Genomic DNA, 15817 nt, shown 5'->3' with positions numbered 1-15817 from the left:
ATACCTCAAAATATGTCTGGTGGCGATAGCGAAGAGGTCACACCCGTTCCCATACCGAACACGGAAGTTAAGCTCTTCAGCGCCGATGGTAGTTGGGGGCTTCCCCCTGTAAGAGTAGGACGTTGCCGGGCACGAACGAAGCACTGTTGGATTGATTCCAGCAGTGCTTTTTTGTATGTTCTTTTTTTTGACAATGATGGGTTTGGCATGTAAAGGCTGAAAAGTCGCACGTAAAGTCTCCATTCCCGCATGTAAACCCTTCAAAGTCGCACGTAAAAGGGCCGAAGCCGCATGTAAACCGTACAAACCCGCAAGTAACGATCCCGAGCAACAAAGTAGAACCTTCAAAACCTTATCCATTAGCCACAAAAAGATGATTTTCAAAGAGAACACGAAAGAATAAAGCCTATACAAACTAATTACTTGTTCTATTTTTCATAAAACCATCGAGGGATCAACCAAATAAGTATGAAAATGACGTGATATGCAAGTAAATCTTGTCGAATCGAAAGTAACGGCTGTGAAATCGCAAGTAAACTCTGTCGAACCGCAAGTAAACGAGCCAAAGCCGCAAGTAAACCCACCAAATCCGCAAGTAACGCTCCCGGACAACAAAGCAGAACCTTCAAAACCGTATCCATTAGCCACAAAAAGATAATTTTCAAAGAGATAACGAAAAAAAAGCCTATACAAACTAATTACTTGTTCTATTTTTCATAAAACCATCGAGGGATCAACCAAATAAGTATGAAATGACGTGATAGCCAAGTAAACCTTGTCGAATCGCAAGTAACGGTTGTGAAATCGCAAGTAACGGCTGTAAAATCGCAAGTAAACGAGTCAAAGCCGCAAGTAAACCCACCAAATCCGGAAGTAACGATCAAAATCACCCAAGGAAGTCCGCCTGAATCACCCTTTTCTGGTCCTCGAGCCCTCAGAGCCCTCCCTCAAGCACCCACGAAAATCTTTTAAATCAAGAATTCTGCTCACCCTTTCCGCTGCAGGAATTGTCCAAGTAAATAGGGCATTTTTGTACGTGTAATGGTTAGGAATTCCTTGATAAAAGGGAGATCATTGGTAGTATAGGAATGAAAGATATCACTCCACCACTCGGTCTCATATCGGCACAGCATGCTCAGGTTATAAAGAACAGCATAATGAATCATGCATTCATTCAATTCTTTCATCTCTCTGCGGCTGCTGTAGAGATAATATGAACCGTTAGTGTGATAGCTGAATGGTTCGCATTCAAGGGGATGGAGTTCTTTGGAAGAATGAACAATGATATGTTCTTTTGTTTCTTTTAAAAGTTGAAAGGTGATTTCCGGGTTTTCATTGAGAAAGGAGATCAGTCTTCCGGTGTTCATATGAAGACCATCCAGCACATCAATGGGAATAGTAACCTCCTGATCGTTTCGCATTACTTGAACGTTTATATCTTCGTTATGAACATGAAGAAAAAGATCTCTCAATTCGGGTATAAGAGCCATAATATCATTCATCTTAAGCTTTTCGCCTTCTGCATGTTTCACATGAAACAATTTAGTGGAAAAGTGATTAAAAAGACCGCTCCTCTGAATCCTCACTTCATCATGAAGAAATTCATAATACTTCTTTTTACGTTTCCTGGTTGTTACACCGTGGGCAAGAACAGAACTGTTTTCTGGATAGTCAGGATCAACGGTCAGTATGCACGCCTTTAGCAGCTGGATCATGCCATAGAACAGCAAAACCGGCTGGAGTTCAGTCGGTGCTGTACCTGCCAAGTCATAATATTTCTTTCCATGTTCCAGAAAATAAATGAAGGGATAGCAGTTTTGATAGCTTTTGCTTTCTGCCTGCTCAATTCCAGCGTTTTCGTAGCAGCCATAAAGGTATTTTTGCGCCCTGCTGGAGGAGAAAAAACTATAATATAATGACCAGGTATTCGCATCGGACATCGGGCGCTCACCTCCGTGGTATTTTTTGAAAAGTTAGACTTATTGTTCCTTCCTTGACAGTAGTTTATCCAGTTGTTAATCTACAAATAATATTTTTCAGGAAGTTAATTGAAGAGAAGGGTGGAGTATGCATGTGGGAGAGCAAGTTTGAAAAAGAAGGATTAACGTTTGATGATGTGCTTTTAGTGCCGGCAAAATCGTCTGTTTTGCCAAAAGATGTTTCATTGAAGACACGTCTTTCAGATTCCGTACAGTTAAACATCCCTGTTATAAGCGCTGGAATGGACACGGTAACAGAGGCAGAATTGGCGATTGCCATGGCTCGCCAGGGCGGATTAGGTATTATCCATAAAAACATGTCTATCGAACAGCAGGCAGAGCAAGTGGACAGAGTAAAACGCTCTGAAAGCGGAGTTATTACTGATCCGTTCTACCTTACACCTGATCATCAAGTTTTTGATGCTGAACATCTTATGGGGAAATACAGAATCAGCGGTGTTCCCATTGTTGATGAAAATAAGAAGCTTGTAGGCATTCTCACCAACCGTGATCTTCGTTTTGTTGAAGATTACTCCATTCAGATTTCAGATGTAATGACGAAAGAAAATCTTGTGACTGCCCCAGTAGGAACTACCCTAAAAGAAGCAGAGCAATTACTTCAAAAGCATAAGATTGAAAAGCTTCCATTGGTCGATAATGAAGGCACTCTTCAAGGATTAATTACAATAAAAGATATCGAAAAGGTTATTGAGTTCCCTAATTCTGCTAAAGACAGCCAAGGTCGTTTGCTGGCTGGTGCTGCAGTAGGGGTAACAAAAGATGCAATGGTTCGCATTGATAAATTGGTCGAAGCAGGAGTGGATGTTATCGTCATCGATACGGCTCATGGCCACTCTGAAGGTGTATTGACTAAAGTAAGAGAAGTTCGTGCTAAATACCCTGACCTTACCATCATTGCTGGAAACGTAGCAACAGCAGAAGCGACAAGAGATTTGATCGAAGCTGGAGCAAGTGTGGTCAAAGTCGGAATCGGGCCTGGATCGATTTGTACGACCCGTGTTGTTGCCGGTGTAGGTGTGCCTCAGATTACGGCCATTTATGACTGCGCAACAGAAGCCCGCAAGCACGGTATTCCGATTATTGCTGACGGAGGCATTAAATATTCTGGAGACATCGTGAAAGCTCTTGCTACAGGCGGAAATGCTGTTATGCTCGGAAGCTTGCTTGCCGGAGTAACCGAAAGCCCAGGAGAACGGGAAATTTACCAAGGGCGCCAATTTAAAGTTTACCGGGGAATGGGATCGATCGGGGCTATGGAGCAAGGAAGCCGCGACCGATATTTCCAGGAAAATAATCAAAAACTCGTTCCAGAAGGCATTGAAGGTCGAGTCCCTTATAAAGGGCCACTGGCTGATACATTGTTCCAGCTGATCGGCGGAATTCGTTCAGGTATGGGATATTGCGGAACTCCTACATTAGAGGAGCTTCAAAATAATTCTAAGTTCGTTAAGATTACCGGTGCTGGATTAAGAGAAAGCCACCCTCACCAAGTACAAATTACCAAAGAAGCACCAAATTATTCAGTCTAAAGATGGATTTTATAAAAAAAGTGGACAGAGGTCATTCCTCTGTCTATTTTTTTGTATATTGCTATGGTACAATTACGTTTGTGTAAATTGTATGGAGGTGTCAGTTTTGTTCGGCAACAAACTTAAAGGATTTACTTTTTCAGCTGTCATGGTTTCAATGCTATCAGCCAGTGTATTTGGATATTCAGAAAAAGCAAGCGCTGCTCCGGAATTGAAAACAAAATCGGAAACGGCGATTTTAGTTGATGGAGATACAGGTAAGATTTTATACGAAAATAAAGCCGATCAAGTATTGCCACCAGCCAGTATGTCAAAAATGATGACTGAATACCTGGTCAATGAAGCGATTAAAAAAGGCAAAATCCAATGGGATCAAAAAACAGCCATTAGTGATTATGCACATAAAATTTCTCAAAACAGAGACCTTTCAAACGTACCATTGCGAAGTGATTATAAATATTCAGTAAAAGAATTATATGAAGCTATGGCCATTTATTCTGCAAACGGTGCTTCGATCGCATTGGCAGAGCTTGTTGGCGATGGTAAAGAGTCCAAGTTTGTCGGGATGATGAACGACAAAGCTAAAAAGATGGGAATCAAGGATGCTCGTTTTGTTAACAGTACAGGTCTGAACAACAATGACCTCCAAGGGTATGATTCCGTTGGTAGCAAGACGGATGAAAATAAGATGTCAGCAAAATCAGTAGGGATTCTTGCATTCAAATTAATCAGTGACTATCCTGAAGTTTTGGATACAGCAAGTATTCCATCCAAATGGTTCCGTCCTGGGACTGACGATAAAATCATGATGAAGAACTGGAATTGGATGCTTCCGTCCCTCGTTTATGGGTATAAGGGAGTAGACGGACTAAAGACGGGTACTACGGACAATGCGGGTTACTCTTTTGCAGCTACAGCGAAAAGAGATGGAACACGGTTGATTTCTGTTCTTATGAAATCGAACAGCTATGCAGGCCGGTTTGGCGAGACGAAACAATTGCTTGATTACGGATTTTCCAACTATACAAAAGAAACACTTCTTCCTAAAGGCTATCAGCTGAAGAAACAAAAAACTCTTCCTGTTATCCAAGGAAAAGAGAAAGAAGTTGGGATTGCAACAAAAGAACCGGTTTCAATGCTTGTGAAAAATGGCGAAAAACAAAATTATAAACCAGTGCTTGTGATCGACAAGAAGCACTTGGATAAAGACGGCAAATTGAAAGCTCCTCTTAAAAAAGGTGAAACAATCGGCCATATTCAATTGAAATATACAGGTAAAGATGCGGATCACGGCTATTTGCTGAATGACGGATCCGGTAAAGGACAAGCTAGTGTTGTAACAACCAAGGCAGTAGAAAAAGCCAATTGGTTTGTTCTTGCCATGAGAGGTACTGGCCATTTCTTTGGCGGTGCCTGGGATTCTGCAGTTGACACTGTAAAAGGCTGGTTCTGATCTTGATGAAATACTCTTCAAAAGCATTGCTTTTGAAGAGTTTTTTTAAACCCTAGCGAATTTATTGGTTTTACGTTAAAATGAATGTGAATTTGATTATTAAAAAAACTCATACATGAGTTAATAAATAAACAGGGGGATATGTAGCATGTTAAAGACAGGTACAGATCGTGTAAAACGCGGAATGGCTGAAATGCAAAAGGGCGGCGTCATTATGGACGTTATCAATGCAGAGCAAGCTAAAATTGCCGAGGCTTCCGGAGCAGTAGCCGTTATGGCGTTAGAACGAGTTCCAGCAGATATTCGTGCAGCGGGCGGAGTAGCGCGCATGGCGGATCCTACAATCGTAGAGGAAGTACTAAATGCAGTCAGTATCCCTGTAATGGCGAAAGCTAGAATCGGACACATAGTGGAAGCGCGTGTTCTTGAATCAATGGGTGTTGATTACCTTGATGAAAGTGAAGTACTTACACCTGCGGATGAAGTATTCCACTTGAACAAACGTGATTTCACAGTTCCATTTGTATGTGGAGCCCGTGATCTTGGGGAAGCTTCCCGCCGTATCGGAGAAGGCGCTTCTATGCTTCGTACAAAGGGTGAGCCTGGAACAGGAAACATCGTGGAAGCTGTTCGCCATATGCGCATGATTCAAGGCCAAATCCGCAAGGTAGCAGCTATGAGTGAAGATGAACTCATGACTGAGGCTAAAAATCTTGGAGCACCATATGAAATCCTTCTTCAAATCAAAAAAGACGGACGTCTTCCTGTCGTTAACTTTGCAGCTGGCGGCGTAGCCACTCCTGCAGATGCAGCATTGATGATGGAGTTAGGTGCTGACGGAGTATTTGTCGGATCAGGAATCTTCAAGTCCGAAAACCCTGAGAAATTTGCCCGTGCGATTGTAGAAGCAACCACTCACTACAGAGACTATGAGCTGATTGCTAAACTATCAAAAGGACTCGGTACTGCAATGAAAGGAATCGAGATCTCCACGCTACTTCCTGGAGACCGCATGCAGGAACGAGGCTGGTAAGAAAGGAAGCAACGCGATGATTAAAATTGGTGTTCTTGCCCTGCAAGGCGCTGTGAGAGAACATATTAAAGCTTTGCGAGAAAGCGGCGCAGAAGCAGTGAGCGTAAAGCGTATTGAAGAGTTGAATGATCTGGACGGGCTTGTGATCCCAGGCGGCGAAAGCACTGCGATGAGGCGTCTGATCGATAAATATAATTTCCTTGAACCATTGAAGGAGTTTGCACAAGAAAAGCCAGTTTTCGGTACATGTGCAGGCCTAATCCTCATGGCAAAACGCATTCAAGGTCAAGACCATGCGCACCTCGAGCTCATTGACATGACCGTTGAGAGAAATGCATTCGGCCGGCAGGTGGACAGCTTTGAAGCTGACTTGCACATTGAAGGTGTAGGCGAAGATGTGAATGGTGTTTTCATCAGAGCTCCTTATATAGTAGAAGTCGGGGAAGAAGTAGAAGTTTTATCTGTTCATAATGACCGTATCGTTGCTGCAAAACAAGGACACTTCCTATGTGCGGCCTTTCACCCGGAACTGACCGATGATTACCGTCTTCACCAGTTTTTTGTAGAAATGGCATCTCAGAAGAAAAAGGTTATTGCATAAAAGCGGAAAATATTGTACATTACTATACAAACATTATTTGTTAAATCGCTGACAGGAACCAGTAGCAAAATGATCTTTGCCTAGAGAGTCGGTGGCTGGTGTAAACCGACCAAAGTCATTTGTGAATCCATCCTTGAGTGGGAAGCTGAAATTATAACGTAAGCTTTCCCGGTATACATTGTCCGTTATCAATGACAAGGTGGCAGGTGTATTTACTTGCAACTAGGGTGGCAACGCGGGTTAACTCTCGTCCCTTTATAGGGACGGGAGTTTTTTGTATTTGTACGCCGAACAATAAGCGGCGGATTTCTTCGTTGCCTTGATTTCCTCGGATCCTCATTTGGGTATACCAAACTCCGGTCCTCGGAATCAGCGGCGCCTCGAACTCCTTGCTTCTTGTCCGGCTACTCGGGCAAAGCAGCGGATTTCTTCGTTGCCTTGATTTCCTCGGATCCTCATTTAGGTATACTAAACTCCGGTCCTCGGAATCAGCGGCGCCTCGAACTCCTTGTTTTTTGAACGGATACCGGGCCACAATTACGGATTTCTTTAGCTATTTGGGTTTTGTCAGAAAAAGGTTATTGATTAAAGGAGGAAGAAACATGCTTGATTTGAAATATGTTCGAGCGAATTTTGATGAAGTAAAAGAGAAATTAAGCAAACGGGGAGAAGACTTAACAGGCTTGGACCGTTTTGTTGAATTGGATGAAAAGCGCCGTGAACTGATTGGTGAAACAGAAACATTAAAGTCTAAACGTAACGAAGTATCCAAACAGGTAGCGGAATTCAAACGTGAAAAGAAAGATGCCGACCACTTGATCACAGAGATGCGTGAAGTGGGAGACCGGATTAAATCCATCGATGACGATCTGCGCACGGTGGAAGAGGATCTGAACCACCTGATGCTCACACTGCCGAACCTGCCTCATGAAAGTGTACCGGTTGGTGAAACAGAGGACGATAATGTACCTGTACGCCATTGGGGAGATATTCAGGAGTTTGCATTCGAACCAAAAGCTCACTGGGACTTGGCGACAGATCTTGATATCGTCGATTTTGAAAGAGCCGCTAAAGTAACTGGAAGCCGTTTTGCTTTTTATAAGGGAGCGGGAGCACGCCTTGAACGAGCTTTGATCAACCTTATGATGGACTACCATGAAGATAAGCATGGCTATACTGAAATCTTGCCTCCTTACATGGTGAACAGAGAAAGCATGACAGGAACTGGGCAACTGCCGAAGTTTGAGGAAGATGCATTTAAAATCCGCGAAGAAGATTACTTTTTGGTCCCGACTGCTGAAGTTCCGGTAACCAACCTTCATCGCAATGAAATTTTTACTGCCGAAGAGCTTCCGAAAGGTTATGTTGCATACAGCGCTTGTTTCCGATCTGAAGCGGGATCTGCTGGCCGTGATACACGCGGTCTCATCCGTCAGCATCAGTTTAATAAAGTAGAGCTTGTCCGTTTCGTGAAACCGGAAGAGTCTTATGAAGAGCTTGAAAAGCTGACAGGCCATGCAGAAAAAATTCTTCAGCTGTTAAAGCTTCCATATCGTGTACTGAGCATGTGTACAGCTGATTTAGGATTTACTGCTGCGAAGAAGTACGATATTGAAGTATGGCTACCGAGCTACGGAACGTACCGTGAAATTTCTTCTTGTTCTAACTTTGAAGGCTTTCAGGCGAGAAGGGCGCAAATCCGCTTCCGCCGCGAAGCGAAAGGGAAACCTGAATTTGTTCATACACTGAACGGATCAGGACTGGCAATCGGCCGTACCGTAGCTGCCATCCTCGAGAATTATCAGCAGGAAGACGGCTCTATCGTCATCCCTGAAGTGCTTCGCCCATATATGGGGAACAAAGAAGTTATCAAGTAAAAAGAGAAAGGGAAGGATTTACTCCTTCCTTTTTCATTTTTTTATAAAAGAATGTTGACATATAATTGAGTCACATGGTATTATTATTTTTGTCAGTAAGACCATGGAGGTATACCCAAGTCCGGCTGAAGGGATCGGTCTTGAAAACCGACAGGGGTGTAACAACCCGCGGGGGTTCGAATCCCTCTACCTCCTCCATACATAATTTCAACATCTGCCGCTGTGCAGGTGTTTTTTTATTTGGCTCTTTTCCAAAAGATTGTTGCTTAGTGAAGATTTTTTGTCTAGATTACTTTCTTGACAAGTTGATTGGAATGCAAGGTGCGAGACTCCAGTGGGATATGCGTGACAGGTGAGACTCCCGCAGGCGCATGCGCCTAGAGGCTCACCGCACGCCCCGCGGAAAGCGAGTAGCCTGGAATGGAAATCAACCACTTTCAAGAGCAACAAAGGTTGCGAAAATAGCTTTTTATTTTTCAGCCTATATAGGAGATAAATCGCTAATAAAAAAAGTGCCTTCCGTCATCATCGGAGGCACTTCTTTTTTATAACCGGACTTCTCTTTTGGCTTCAATCTTTTGGCCGATCTTCGCCATAATTTTTTCGAGTGATTCAGGATCATGAAGCAGATCGTAATCATTGATGTTCAAGCGAAGGACGGGGCAGATGCTGAAGTTAGAAATCCATTGTTCGTAGCGTTCATACATCTCTTCCCAATATTCAACAGGTGTATCCTGTTCCATCTGACGGCCACGCTGTTTAATGCGCTGCAAGATATCATCAAGCGATCCTTCGAGATGGATCAGAACATCCGGGTGAGGGAAATAAGGGGTCATAACCATTGCCTCAAACAAACGCGTATACGTATCATAATCCACTTCGGACATTGTCCCTTTATCGTAATGCATTTTTGCAAAGATGCCTGTATCCTCATAGATTGACCGGTCCTGAATAAAGCCTCCGCCGTATTCAAACATTCTCTTCTGCTCTTTAAAACGTTCAGCTAGAAAGAAAATCTGAAGATGAAAGCTCCATCGCTTAAAATCTTTATAAAATTTATCCAGGTACGGATTGTTGTCGACCTTTTCCATTGATGTTCTGAAGTTTAAGGCTTGAGCGAGAGCTGAAGTCAGTGTAGATTTACCGGCTCCGACCGTACCTGCAATAGTGATGACTGCATCTGAGGGAATGCTGTATTTTTCGGCTAAATTCATCGAGTCAGTTCTCCTTTATATGCAAGGTGGCTTCAATCGCAGCAAATATCTTTTCCTTATCACTGCTTTGAGTGATAAAATCCAGTTCATCACCATTAAAAGATAGAACAGGGATCTCAGGATGCTCGTTTTGAAAAGCCGCCATAAACATTTCGTAATCATTGATGAGTCTCATTAAGTATGATGGATCGATCTGCTTCTCAATATTTCTGCCCCGAAGTTCTATGCGTTCCAGCAGCGTATCAAGACTGGCGTTCAGATAGATGATCATATTGGGCACAGGCATGTCTTTCGTGAGAATATCGAAAATCTGCATATATTTATTATAATGATCGGCGGCGAGTGTCTGTCCCGCAAAGATGCGGTTTTTAAAAATATGATAATCAGCCACAACCGGAATGTCTTGATTTAAGTAGTGTATTTGTATATCTTCAAGCTGTTTGTAGCGGTTGCATAAAAAGAACATCTCTGTCTGGAAACTCCACTCTTCGATGTTATCGTAAAACTTCCCCAAGAACGGATTTTCTTCAACGATCTCTTTCAACAGCTTAAATTTATAGTGTTCTGAGATGGCTTTTGCTAATGATGTTTTTCCAACACCAATTGGCCCTTCAACTGCAATAAAGGGGGTAGAATTCATGCTGCTTTTCCTCCCTATTTTCAATTACAAAAAAATAACAGACAGAAAATATTGTAGCATATGAAGGGCGGAGGGAATAGAACAAAATACAGTTAAATTAAAATCTTCTTGATTCTATAGAATTGTCCGTTTTTTATTTTGTTCCGCCTCTTTTATGATTTTTTTAAAGTTAAGTTCATGGCTTGAGGAAGTATCGGCTCTCAATGTATTTTTTATTAAAAGGATAGCCCGTTCATTATCTTCAGTAATGTTGGAAGCGGAGCAGTCTTCCGGCACATAGAGCGTGAAATCACGCATGAATGCATCGTTTGCCGAAAACAGGACACAAATGTTGCCGGCCAAGCCCACGAGTATTAAAGTTGTTATTTTCATATCATGCAGCAGCGTGGATAATGGTGTTGAAAAGAAGGCCGAATGCATGGGTTTAATAATGAAAAAATCGTTATCCTCAGGCACGAGCTGCTCGACAAATTCTTTCCCTTCCTTTTCAAGGCAGTAATTAACCAGTTTCTTTCGGTCGGACTGCCATTTTCCGAAATTATCGTTCACATAGATAACTGGAATGCCGTTCTCTTTGGCTTTATTTTTGAGATCTGCAATGTTCGGGGCAATAGGCAGTGCCTGTTCAATGAGCATGTGGCCTTCCGGAAAATCAAAATCATTGATAACATCTATAATAAGGAGAGCAACCGGTGGATAAGATGGTGTTGAGGACATATGAAATCCACTCCTTTACGTCTTTTTGCACATCCATAACTATTCCTCTCTTTATTATTGGCCAAACCTTATGTATAATCACATAAAATACAAAGATGGAGTCGGAATGATGCTTCAAAATGAAAAAGATGAACATTATATGTCTCTGGCGATGGATGAGGCCAGAAAAGCAGAAGAACTTGGTGAAGTTCCAATCGGTGCAGTATTGGTGATGGATGATGAGGTCATCGCTGCGGCTTATAACCGCCGTGAGATCGAACACCGTGCAGTTGCCCATGCCGAACTGATCGCTATTGATCAAGCATGCAAGAATAAAGGCACATGGCGGCTTACCGGAAGTACACTTTATGTTACCCTGGAACCTTGTGCCATGTGTGCTGGGGCCATCGTTCTCTCCAGAGTTGACCGTGTGGTTTTTGGCGCACATGACCCAAAAGGTGGCTGTGCAGGAACGCTGATGAACCTCTTGGAGGAGGAGCGCTTCAATCACCAATGCGAAGTCGTTCCCGGCGTGCGCGGGCAGGAGTGCAGTGAGATGCTGTCTGCCTTTTTCAGGGGACTCAGAAAACGGAACAAGGAAAAGAAAAAAAATCAGAGCAGCCTTTGATGGGAATATCTGGTGCGGGTTGATTTTTTAGCACCACCGTTGTATACTTAATCTTGCACATTTGATATGTGCCTAAATAACGTTATACACTTTGTCGCGCTAGGTGGGGAGGTAGCGGTGCCCTGTACTCGCAATCCGCTGTAGCGAGGCTGAATTCCTCTCCTCGGTTAGTCCTGCGTATGGTCTGACGCAAGTAAGTGGTGTTGACATTCGGGTCCTGCGCAACGGAGACCCATGAACCCTGTCAGGTCCGGAAGGAAGCAGCAGTAAGTGGTCATCTTCGTGTGCCGTGGGGCAGCCTGGATCGAGCTAACTGCTTGCGTAACGCATAGGTTGGCTATACCAAAGAGAGGTGCGCGGCATTTTATATATTCAAACAACAACTCACTCCTTATGGGGTGAGTTTTTTGTTCGTTTTCAGTATAATAGAAGATAGAGCAAATTGACGAAATGAATGAAGGAGGGCATGGGATGAGCTATCAAGCGCTTTACCGTGTCTGGCGGCCGCAGTCCTTTCATGATGTGGTCGGTCAGGAACATATCACCAAGACAATCCAGAACGCACTAATGCAAGACAAGCTTTCCCATGCCTATTTATTCTCAGGCCCGAGGGGAACCGGAAAAACAAGTGCAGCAAAGATCATTGCAAAAGCAGTAAACTGTGAAAAAGCCCCTACAGCGGAACCATGCAATGAGTGTGATAACTGTATTGGAATCACGAACGGTTCGATCTCTGATGTATTAGAGATTGACGCAGCATCAAACACCGGGGTAGACGACATCCGGGATATCCGCGACAAGGTAAAATTTGCACCGTCAGCTGTCCGTTATAAGGTTTACATTATTGACGAGGTCCACATGCTTTCAACCGGAGCGTTTAATGCATTGCTTAAAACACTGGAAGAACCTCCACCGCATGTTATATTCATACTTGCTACAACAGAGCCTCATAAAATTCCGCTGACCATCATTTCACGGTGCCAAAGGTTCGATTTTAAACGCATTTCCAGCCAGTCGATCGTGGACAGGATGAAAACGATCCTGGAGTCCAACAGCATTATTCCTGATGATGACGCCCTGCATTTGCTTGCCCGGGCAGCAGAAGGCGGAATGCGCGACGCACTCAGCCTGCTCGATCAGGCAATATCCTACAGTGAAGATGAAGTCAGGGTAGAAGACGTTCTTGCTGTAACCGGAGCAGTGTCACAGGGATTCTTGTCGCAAGTGGCAGCAGCCTTCAAAGAACAGGATGTTGCAAAAGCACTCCATGTTGCCGGCCGGCTAATGGCTGAAGGAAAAGACCCTGTCCGGTTTATCACGGATTTGATCTATTATTACCGTGACATGCTTTTATATCAGACAGCTCCTGGACTTGAAGAAGTGCTGGACCGTGTAAAAGTCGATGAAGAATTTAAGGAGCTGTCACAGGGAACGGACCGTACATGGATCTACAAGGTTATAGAACTCCTTAATCAGTCTCAGCAGGAAATGAAATGGACAAACCATCCTAAGATTTTCCTCGAGCTTTCCCTGATTAAAATCTGTCAGGAAGAACGACAGGAATCAGCGGGAGCGGGACAGGAGCTTTTAAAGAAAATAGAAGTACTGGAACAGCAGGTGAAGGAACTAAAAGAAAAAGGGGTAGCCCTTGCTCCAGCTGATCCTTCTACCCCTGCTGTCCAGGAAAAGAAAACCTTCCGTACAGCAGGCAGGGGGAGCGGCACAAATACAGGCCGTATAAAAGAAATGCTGAAAAAAGCTTCGAAACCGAATTTGGTCCAATTGAAAAACAATTGGGGAGCGATCATGGAAAAGATAAAATCGGAAAAAGTGAGTGTCTACGCCCTTTTATCCGGCGCCGAACCGGTTGCTTGTTCCGATCAGGATGTCCTGTTGTCTTTCCAGCATGAAATTCACAGCCAAATGGCTTCATCCGACAATATTCGAAGCTGTGTAGAGGGCGTGATTTATAGTACAATAGGGAAGTCCCTAACGATGTTAACCATCCTGCAGCCGGAATGGGATACTGTGAAAAAAGAATTCATCCAGCAGCAGCGCGGGGACGGCAACAGCCAGGCAGAAGCGGAAGATCCTTTAATTGCGGAAGCCAAAAAGCTGTTTGGTGAAGAATTAATTGAAATAAAAGAATAAACCTTTAGGAGGATGATACGTATGATGCGTGGCGGCGGAAACATGAACAATATGATGAAACAAATGCAGAAGATGCAAAAAGAAATGGCAAAAGCACAGGAAGATCTTAAGGATAAGAAAGCTGAAGGAACAGCTGGCGGCGGAATGGTTACTGTTATTGCCAACGGCCATAAAGAAGTACTAGAAGTTAATATTAAAGAAGATGTAGTGGATCCTGAAGATATCGAAATGCTTCAAGACTTAGTGCTTGCAGCAACGAACGATGCTTTGAAAAAAGTAGATGAGCTTGTGAACCAGGATATGGGTAAATTCACTAAAGGATTAAACATACCGGGATTATTCTAGGGGGCGGAACATGCATTACCCAGAGCCAATATCAAAGCTGATCGACAGCTTTATGAAATTGCCAGGGATCGGGCCAAAAACGGCGGTCCGTCTGGCATTTTTCGTATTAGAGATGCGCGAAGACGATGTACTCGATTTCGGCCGTGCCCTCGTCAACGCCAAACGGAATTTAATCTATTGCACCAACTGCTTCCATATTACAGACCGTGATCCATGCATGATCTGCGACGATTCCAGCAGGGACCGTACGACCATTTGTGTCGTTCATGATTCAAAAGATGTGATAGCTATGGAAAAAATGAAGGACTTTAGAGGGCTTTATCACGTGCTGCATGGCTCCATATCTCCAATAGAAGGAATTGGGCCGGAGGATATCAAGATTGCCGAGCTGTTAAAACGACTTTCCGATGATAACATCCAGGAAATTATACTGGCCACCGACCCTAATATTGAGGGAGAGGCAACTGCCATGTATATTGCCCGTCTGCTGAAGCCGACCGGCATTAAGGTTACACGTATTGCTCATGGCTTGCCAGTAGGCGGAGATCTGGAATATGCCGACGAGGTGACGTTATCTAAAGCAATGGAAGGCAGACGTGAAATTTAAAAAAAGGAGACACACAGCATGTTTTTCTCCCGAAAAGGACGTTTAAGAAAAGCAGGGGATGAACGTCTTCTAGAAACTCTCCAACAAGTTAAATCAGTGTGGACGCACCAGAAAGGTCTGGTGGAAAGAAGCGTCGAGCCTTCTGAACAGGTTATATATGAACTTAAGCTCGCTGAGGCCAAGTATCTGTTTCTCTTAAAAGAGGCCAAAATAAGAAAAGTAACCACAGGAAGACTGAAATAGTCTTCCTGTTCTTTTTTTGGGACATCCCCCATACATTTACTATAAAAGAAGCTGGGGGATGATAACTATGGAACCCGTGATGGTCATTTCCATTCTCGGTAGTGCAATTCTGCTGCTCCTGTTGATCGGGGCGCCGTTAAAACCATTAAGATGGACAGGTCAGATGCTCATCAGATTATCCATCGGAGCTCTGCTGCTGTTCTTTTTGAACACTGCTGGTGCATCCTATGATATACACGTGCCGATCAATGCGGCTACTGTCTTCATATCAGGGCTGCTTGGCTTGCCAGGCCTTGCCTCACTTGCAGCCATTCAATATTTTATCGTAGGATAGCCCTCTTGCTGCCGAGCAATTTGTTCGGCAATCAGAGGGTTTCTTTTTTATTTTGAAAAAAACTCTTGCAACGTATGAATAAGGGTGGTATATTTATTGAGCTGCTTCTTTTGCTTGCTGACTAAGTCAGTAACCAAATAACTTTTTTCAAAAAAGTTATTGACTTGATAGGTGCCCATGTGGTATTCTAATAAAGTCGCCAAAACGAGCGGCGCAAACTTGTTCTTTGAAAACCAAACAAAAGCCAGGTAAGTCAGGGATTTTACAATCCCATCAATTTTTAAACTTTAAGAGCTATATCAAACACTTTATTGGAGAGTTTGATCCTGGCTCAGGATGAACGCTGGCGGCGTGCCTAATACATGCAAGTCGAGCGGACCAAAGAGAGCTTGCTCTCTGAGGTTAGCGGCGGACGGGTGAGTAACACGTGGGTAACCTGCCTGTAAGACGGGGATAACTTCGGGAA

At 43.6% G+C, this 15817-nt stretch carries 15 protein-coding genes, 1 tRNA gene, 2 rRNA genes, 1 other RNA gene and 1 other annotated feature; of the genes, 15 read left to right on the top strand and 4 right to left on the bottom strand.

The window, feature by feature from the left end:
• The first annotated feature begins 15 nt into the window (after positions 1 to 15).
• Positions 16 to 131: ribosomal RNA gene (gene rrf / locus M1K46_RS25070) — 5S ribosomal RNA — on the top strand.
• A gap of 855 nt (positions 132 to 986) precedes the next feature.
• Here the strand turns inward: rrf and M1K46_RS25065 are convergent.
• Entirely contained in the window at positions 987 to 1940 is a 954-nt protein-coding gene (locus M1K46_RS25065) for a YaaC family protein (RefSeq protein WP_256228165.1), read from the bottom strand.
• A gap of 131 nt (positions 1941 to 2071) precedes the next feature.
• Here M1K46_RS25065 and guaB point away from each other — a divergent pair, with 131 nt between their 5' ends.
• The 6 genes from guaB to M1K46_RS25035 all read left to right on the top strand — a co-directional run bounded on the left by guaB (position 2072) and on the right by M1K46_RS25035 (position 8691).
• Positions 2072 to 3529 (top strand): IMP dehydrogenase, encoded by a 1458-nt coding sequence (gene guaB / locus M1K46_RS25060; RefSeq protein ID WP_053356300.1) that lies wholly within the window; start codon positions 2072 to 2074, stop codon positions 3527 to 3529.
• Between the two features lie 148 nt (positions 3530 to 3677).
• Positions 3678 to 4982, top strand: a complete 1305-nt coding sequence (locus tag M1K46_RS25055) for a serine hydrolase (RefSeq protein WP_375162250.1) — start codon at positions 3678 to 3680, stop codon at positions 4980 to 4982.
• A 148-nt stretch (positions 4983 to 5130) separates the two neighbouring features.
• A complete protein-coding gene (gene pdxS, locus M1K46_RS25050) occupies positions 5131 to 6015 on the top strand; it encodes a pyridoxal 5'-phosphate synthase lyase subunit PdxS (RefSeq protein WP_053356298.1) in 885 nt (294 codons plus the stop codon).
• Positions 6016 to 6031: 16 nt separating this feature from the next.
• A complete protein-coding gene (gene pdxT / locus M1K46_RS25045; RefSeq protein ID WP_256228159.1) occupies positions 6032 to 6616 on the top strand; it encodes a pyridoxal 5'-phosphate synthase glutaminase subunit PdxT in 585 nt (194 codons plus the stop codon).
• 39 nt (positions 6617 to 6655) lie between these two features.
• Positions 6656 to 6874: a binding site (T-box leader), on the top strand.
• Positions 6875 to 7218: 344 nt separating this feature from the next.
• Entirely contained in the window at positions 7219 to 8493 is a 1275-nt protein-coding gene (gene serS, locus M1K46_RS25040; protein ID WP_256228158.1) for a serine--tRNA ligase, read from the top strand.
• Between the two features lie 105 nt (positions 8494 to 8598).
• Positions 8599 to 8691, top strand: a tRNA-Ser gene (locus tag M1K46_RS25035).
• A gap of 347 nt (positions 8692 to 9038) precedes the next feature.
• Here the strand turns inward: M1K46_RS25035 and M1K46_RS25030 are convergent.
• From M1K46_RS25030 to M1K46_RS25020, 3 genes are all read right to left on the bottom strand, one after another.
• Positions 9039 to 9707 (bottom strand): deoxynucleoside kinase, encoded by a 669-nt coding sequence (locus M1K46_RS25030; protein WP_053356294.1) that lies wholly within the window; start codon positions 9705 to 9707, stop codon positions 9039 to 9041.
• A 4-nt stretch (positions 9708 to 9711) separates the two neighbouring features.
• Positions 9712 to 10347 carry a deoxynucleoside kinase gene (locus M1K46_RS25025; RefSeq protein ID WP_256228157.1) on the bottom strand — a complete coding sequence of 212 codons (636 nt, stop codon included), beginning with the start codon at positions 10345 to 10347 and terminating at the stop codon, positions 9712 to 9714.
• A 114-nt stretch (positions 10348 to 10461) separates the two neighbouring features.
• Positions 10462 to 11064: an isochorismatase family cysteine hydrolase gene (locus M1K46_RS25020; RefSeq protein WP_256228156.1), complete on the bottom strand. Its 603-nt coding sequence runs from the start codon at positions 11062 to 11064 to the stop codon at positions 10462 to 10464.
• A gap of 109 nt (positions 11065 to 11173) precedes the next feature.
• Between M1K46_RS25020 and tadA the strand changes: the two genes are divergently transcribed.
• The 8 genes from tadA to M1K46_RS24980 all read left to right on the top strand — a co-directional run.
• Positions 11174 to 11671, top strand: coding sequence for a tRNA adenosine(34) deaminase TadA (tadA, locus tag M1K46_RS25015; RefSeq protein ID WP_091010726.1), 498 nt, complete (start codon positions 11174 to 11176; stop codon positions 11669 to 11671).
• Between the two features lie 94 nt (positions 11672 to 11765).
• Positions 11766 to 12031: signal recognition particle sRNA large type (ffs, locus tag M1K46_RS25010), an RNA gene on the top strand.
• A 111-nt stretch (positions 12032 to 12142) separates the two neighbouring features.
• Positions 12143 to 13822: a DNA polymerase III subunit gamma/tau gene (gene dnaX, locus M1K46_RS25005; RefSeq protein WP_256228155.1), complete on the top strand. Its 1680-nt coding sequence runs from the start codon at positions 12143 to 12145 to the stop codon at positions 13820 to 13822.
• Between the two features lie 21 nt (positions 13823 to 13843).
• Positions 13844 to 14167, top strand: coding sequence for a YbaB/EbfC family nucleoid-associated protein (locus tag M1K46_RS25000; protein WP_053356289.1), 324 nt, complete (start codon positions 13844 to 13846; stop codon positions 14165 to 14167).
• A gap of 10 nt (positions 14168 to 14177) precedes the next feature.
• Positions 14178 to 14774, top strand: a complete 597-nt coding sequence (gene recR, locus M1K46_RS24995; RefSeq protein ID WP_256228154.1) for a recombination mediator RecR — start codon at positions 14178 to 14180, stop codon at positions 14772 to 14774.
• A gap of 18 nt (positions 14775 to 14792) precedes the next feature.
• A complete protein-coding gene (locus tag M1K46_RS24990) occupies positions 14793 to 15017 on the top strand; it encodes a YaaL family protein (RefSeq protein WP_053356287.1) in 225 nt (74 codons plus the stop codon).
• Between the two features lie 67 nt (positions 15018 to 15084).
• Entirely contained in the window at positions 15085 to 15351 is a 267-nt protein-coding gene (locus tag M1K46_RS24985) for a pro-sigmaK processing inhibitor BofA family protein (RefSeq protein ID WP_062240420.1), read from the top strand.
• A gap of 308 nt (positions 15352 to 15659) precedes the next feature.
• Positions 15660 to 15817: ribosomal RNA gene (locus M1K46_RS24980) — 16S ribosomal RNA — on the top strand; the annotation flags it as partial.

The sequence above is a fragment of the Fictibacillus sp. WQ 8-8 genome, from assembly GCF_024494405.1.
Classification (GTDB): Bacteria; Bacillota; Bacilli; order Bacillales; family Fictibacillaceae; genus Fictibacillus_C; species Fictibacillus_C marinisediminis.
The sequence above is the reverse complement of the archived record's forward strand: the minus strand, read 5'-3'. Positions and strand labels throughout refer to the sequence as shown.

Excerpts from the sequence above, each read along its gene's own strand:
- pdxT (WP_256228159.1), top strand. The coding sequence starts at position 6,032 with ATGATTAAAATTGGTGTTCTTGCCCTGCAAGGCGCTGTGAGAGAACAT.
- pdxS (WP_053356298.1), top strand. The coding sequence starts at position 5,131 with ATGTTAAAGACAGGTACAGATCGTGTAAAACGCGGAATGGCTGAAATG.
- tadA (WP_091010726.1), top strand. The coding sequence starts at position 11,174 with ATGCTTCAAAATGAAAAAGATGAACATTATATGTCTCTGGCGATGGAT.
- M1K46_RS25055 (WP_375162250.1), top strand. The coding sequence starts at position 3,678 with ATGGTTTCAATGCTATCAGCCAGTGTATTTGGATATTCAGAAAAAGCA.
- dnaX (WP_256228155.1), top strand. The coding sequence starts at position 12,143 with ATGAGCTATCAAGCGCTTTACCGTGTCTGGCGGCCGCAGTCCTTTCAT.
- guaB (WP_053356300.1), top strand. The coding sequence starts at position 2,072 with ATGTGGGAGAGCAAGTTTGAAAAAGAAGGATTAACGTTTGATGATGTG.
- M1K46_RS25000 (WP_053356289.1), top strand. The coding sequence starts at position 13,844 with ATGATGCGTGGCGGCGGAAACATGAACAATATGATGAAACAAATGCAG.
- M1K46_RS24985 (WP_062240420.1), top strand. The coding sequence starts at position 15,085 with ATGGAACCCGTGATGGTCATTTCCATTCTCGGTAGTGCAATTCTGCTG.
- M1K46_RS24990 (WP_053356287.1), top strand. The coding sequence starts at position 14,793 with ATGTTTTTCTCCCGAAAAGGACGTTTAAGAAAAGCAGGGGATGAACGT.
- M1K46_RS25030 (WP_053356294.1), bottom strand. The coding sequence starts at position 9,707 with ATGAATTTAGCCGAAAAATACAGCATTCCCTCAGATGCAGTCATCACT.
- M1K46_RS25065 (WP_256228165.1), bottom strand. The coding sequence starts at position 1,940 with ATGTCCGATGCGAATACCTGGTCATTATATTATAGTTTTTTCTCCTCC.
- M1K46_RS25020 (WP_256228156.1), bottom strand. The coding sequence starts at position 11,064 with ATGTCCTCAACACCATCTTATCCACCGGTTGCTCTCCTTATTATAGAT.
- serS (WP_256228158.1), top strand. The coding sequence starts at position 7,219 with ATGCTTGATTTGAAATATGTTCGAGCGAATTTTGATGAAGTAAAAGAG.
- M1K46_RS25025 (WP_256228157.1), bottom strand. The coding sequence starts at position 10,347 with ATGAATTCTACCCCCTTTATTGCAGTTGAAGGGCCAATTGGTGTTGGA.
- recR (WP_256228154.1), top strand. The coding sequence starts at position 14,178 with ATGCATTACCCAGAGCCAATATCAAAGCTGATCGACAGCTTTATGAAA.